The sequence below is a fragment of the Longimonas sp. genome (assembly GCF_040409695.1).
Classification (GTDB): Bacteria; Bacteroidota; Rhodothermia; order Rhodothermales; family Salinibacteraceae; genus Longimonas.
This window is the reverse complement of record NZ_JARWGJ010000030.1, coordinates 1-3,153: the sequence shown is the minus strand read 5'-3', so window position 1 is coordinate 3,153 and position 3,153 is coordinate 1. Positions and strand designations below refer to the sequence as shown.

Genomic DNA, 3,153 nt, shown 5'->3' with positions numbered 1-3,153 from the left:
CAACAAGTCATCCCGGGCGGAGCGCAGCGGAGACCCGGGATCTTTATCCGAACAGGACCACCCCGCCCTTCGGGCACCCCTCCTTTCCGGCTGACGCCGGTAGGAGGGGCATTTAGAGAGATGGATCATGGCGTACCAATCTCGTACGTTGCTGTTCGGGGTAGGCTAACATGATGAAACGCAAAGATCGCCACGTCAGTCGCTTACGCTCCTTCCTCGCGATGACAAGGTGCAAACGCATCTCCAGCGACCTAACTTAACTGCGAGCGCAACGCTTGCTCGCGCTGGACGTACATATATGTGAACGGTACACGAGGTAGTCGTCACACAAGCAAGCACAAATAACTTACAGGGTAGGTGATGCGAGATGGACGTAAAAACCAAGCCACTGAATCAGATTAACGAAGAGGCCATCCATACATTAACCCGCGAGTTGGGTCCGTCAGATACAGCTCGCTTCATTCAGCAGTTTACGGCTGGAGACGGCGATTATACGACCAGACGGCGTGAGCAGGTGGCAGATACCTCAATCGAGGAGGTCATGCAGACGGTTAAAGAACGACGCACGCGCTCCAATTCTTGAATCTGCGTGTATGCCCGGTGATAGTTCTCGGCTTTGCGTCTTTGTCGCCTGCAAGTCAGTCTGTCATTCGTGGGTAAGCCTCTCAGGAAGATCTCTCACCTTGTCATTGCGAGGAGCGTAGCGACGCGGCAATCTCATACGTCCCTGTCCGGGGCGGACTACCTTTCCCGACCGTCGGGGATGCGAGCAGTCTTCGTGCTCGAAAATGGCGGCTCTACGGATACGGAAGACCCCGGGTCAAGCCCGGGGTGACTTTGGTTTTGGAGATCAGGGCTGTAGAGGCATCAACGCACTGCCCAGAACAGCCCCACAACAGACAAGTCATCCCGGGCGGAGCGCAGCGGAGACCCGGGATCTTTATCCGAACAGGACCACCCCGCCCTGCGGGCACCCCTCCTTTCCGGCTGACGCCGGTAGGAGGGGGATTTAGGGGGATGGACCGTGACGTGCCAATCTCATGCGATTCTGTTCGAGACGGGCTGCCATAACGGAACGCAAAGATCGCCACGTCAGTCGCAGGGCTCCCTCCTCGCGATGACAACCCCGGAAGATCCCCACCACCTTGTCATTGCGAGGACGCAGGACGACGCAATCTCATGCGTCGCTGTTCGAGGCGGGCGCTGCCTATCAAGCAGGAGATGGTTCGACTACCGGCTTCGCCGTCCGCTGACCATGACACGCTCTGAGGCATGACATGCCCTCACTCCGCGGTGGGCAGGCCCATGTCCGTCAGGATGGTGTTCATGCCCGCGGCGAACTTCTTCGCGCCGCCGTGCGAGGGGTGGCGGACGTAGGTGGGGTCGGCGTTGAGCTCGGTGAAGGCGCGCTCGGCCTTGCGTCCGATAGCGACGATGCGGTCGGGCTGCAGGGCGTCAAGCAGTCCCTGCGTGAGGGCCTGCCAGGCGCGCACCTCGGTGCGGCGCGGGGTGCGGATGGTGAGCGGCTCGCCCTCGTCGTGCGGGTGCAGGGGCACGCTGTTCCAGATGAAGAAGTGGGGGAAGGCGGGCGTCATTACGCGCCAGAAGATCGATCCGCTGTACTCGGTGTGCGGCGCGTCGGCGGTGCTGGTGCGCTCGCCCGAGAGCGGGAAGTCGGGGTCGAGCATCTGGTCTTCGCTCGTGATGGGCACGCCCGTAAAGCGGCAGCCCCAGGGGCCGGGCGCCTCGGCCATCATGAAGAGGCGGGGCTGCTGCAGCGCGTCGAAGTAGGCCCGCAGGTTGGCGCGGCGGATCGTCGGGGCGTCGGGGCGGTCGAGCTCGGGGTGGCGGTCGCGGTACGGGTTGAAGGCTTCGTGCGTGGAGGGCGTGTCGAAGAGATGCGTGCGCATCAGCGGCCAGAGGGCGTCGGTCATGGGGTGGGGGCGTAGATGAAGGGAACTCCTCGCGTATCGGGCTATCGGGGATGCGTGGGGACCTGTCGCGCGGGCGATGGTGGCGTGCGGCGGCAGCTGGGTTTGGGGGGATGCGGCCCGAATGCGGCTGCGGGCAGGGCGGTTCGCATCCCCCTACCTTTCGCTCGCCCTGACAGATTCGTCTCATATGCGGCAGATGCAACGCACGAGGGGGCGGTTCGTTGGCATGATGTTCTGTGAACAATTTCCTGTAGCGATGACTGATTCGACCGTTTCTTCGGCGCGGGCGCTGGCCTATCGGGCGCTGGCGCGTATTGACCAGACGGATGCGTATGTGGACGAGGTGGACCTGCCGGGCACGCCCCGCGAGCGGCGTCAGGCGCGCGACGTGGTGGCGGGGGTTACGCGTCAGCAGCGCTGGCTCTGGTTTCTGGTTACGCAGCTCTACCACGGCAACCCGAACGAGCTGGAGCCGCCGGTGACGCGCATCCTGAAGATGGGGCTCTACGAGCTGCTCTTTCAGGCGACGCCGGCGCGGGCGGCGGTGCATCAGTATGTGGAGCTGGCGAAGGACGTGGTGGGCGAGCGCGTGGCAGGGCTGGTGAACGGGGTGCTGCGCACAGCCGACCGGCAGCGCGACGCTCTGCCCCAGCCGGATACGGGCGACCGGCTGCGCGACCTGGCGATCCGCTCGTCGATGCCGACGTGGCTGGTGAAGCGGTGGGCGGAGGCGCGGGGCGTAGCGGCCACGCGGGCGCTGGTGCAGCAGCTGAATGCGCGTCCGCAGTTCGCGGTGCACTTGCTGGACGTGGCGCCGTCGGAGCTGGATGCGCTGGGGGTGGACTGGGTGCCGTCGCCGTACGTGCCGGACATGGTACGCCTGGAGACGCTACAGCCCCTGGTGCAGGCGGGCTGGCTGGATGCGGGGCGCGTGGTGGTGCAGGGGGAGGGCGCGGCGCTGGTGGTGAACCTGCTGGATCCGTCGCCGGGCGACGTGGTGCTGGATCTGTGCGCAGCGCCGGGCACGAAGACGCTCTACGCGGCGCGCCGCATGCAGGGGCGCGGGGTGCTGTGGGCGAACGACCAGAGCGCGCACCGGATCGCGAAGCTGGAGGCGTCGCTGACGCAGCACGACTCCACGGATCTGGTGACGACGCATGTGGCGGATGCGCGCACGCTTACGCCGGACGATGTGCCGGAGGCGCCGACGCATGTGCTG

The 3,153-nt window shown here is 65.0% G+C and carries 3 protein-coding genes; 2 read left to right on the top strand and 1 reads right to left on the bottom strand.

The features are described from left to right. Window positions 1-367 precede the first annotated feature (367 nt). Window positions 368-583: a hypothetical protein gene (locus tag PPP56_RS01635; protein WP_353562126.1), complete on the top strand. Its 216-nt coding sequence runs from the start codon at window positions 368-370 to the stop codon at window positions 581-583. Window positions 584-1,283: 700 nt separating this feature from the next. On the opposite strand, the gene PPP56_RS01630 is transcribed toward PPP56_RS01635, so the two are convergent. Next, window positions 1,284-1,934, bottom strand: a complete 651-nt coding sequence (locus tag PPP56_RS01630; RefSeq protein ID WP_353562124.1) for a uracil-DNA glycosylase — start codon at window positions 1,932-1,934, stop codon at window positions 1,284-1,286. Between the two features lie 226 nt (window positions 1,935-2,160). Here PPP56_RS01630 and PPP56_RS01625 point away from each other — a divergent pair. Further along, a partial coding sequence (locus PPP56_RS01625) for a transcription antitermination factor NusB (RefSeq protein ID WP_353562122.1) occupies window positions 2,161-3,153 on the top strand: 993 nt, incomplete at its 3' end.

Coding starts and splice junctions, on each gene's coding strand:
- PPP56_RS01630 (WP_353562124.1), bottom strand. CDS start 1,934: ATGACCGACGCCCTCTGGCCGCTGATGCGCACGCATCTCTTCGACACG.
- PPP56_RS01635 (WP_353562126.1), top strand. CDS start 368: ATGGACGTAAAAACCAAGCCACTGAATCAGATTAACGAAGAGGCCATC.